Source organism: Rhizobium ecuadorense (assembly GCF_001187535.1).
In the GTDB taxonomy this organism is placed as follows: domain Bacteria; phylum Pseudomonadota; class Alphaproteobacteria; order Rhizobiales; family Rhizobiaceae; genus Rhizobium; species Rhizobium ecuadorense.
The window spans coordinates 1-218 of the sequence record NZ_LFIO01000665.1; the positions used below are offsets into that span (position 1 = coordinate 1).

A 218-nucleotide genomic window follows, 5' to 3' on the forward strand; every position below is an offset into this window, starting at 1 on the left:
AGGACATTGGGATCCAGATCCAGTTTCCCATGACCAATACCCACAAGAGCGAAGGCGCCGCCCCCGTCCAGAAGTTCGATGCCTTGCGCGATGGCTTTTGTACTTCCCGTTGCGTCCACCGCGTAACGCAGTCGCGCGTCGCCGAGTGCAGTCCTTGCTTGCGACTTATCCAGTGCGACCACCGATCCTCCGCAAATTGCGGCCACCATCTCGGCACG

1 pseudogene is annotated in these 218 nt (G+C 60.1%); it reads right to left on the reverse strand.

What is annotated here, in order from left to right:
- Nucleotides 1-218: pseudogene (locus AF337_RS44350) on the reverse strand (dehydrogenase); the annotation flags it as partial.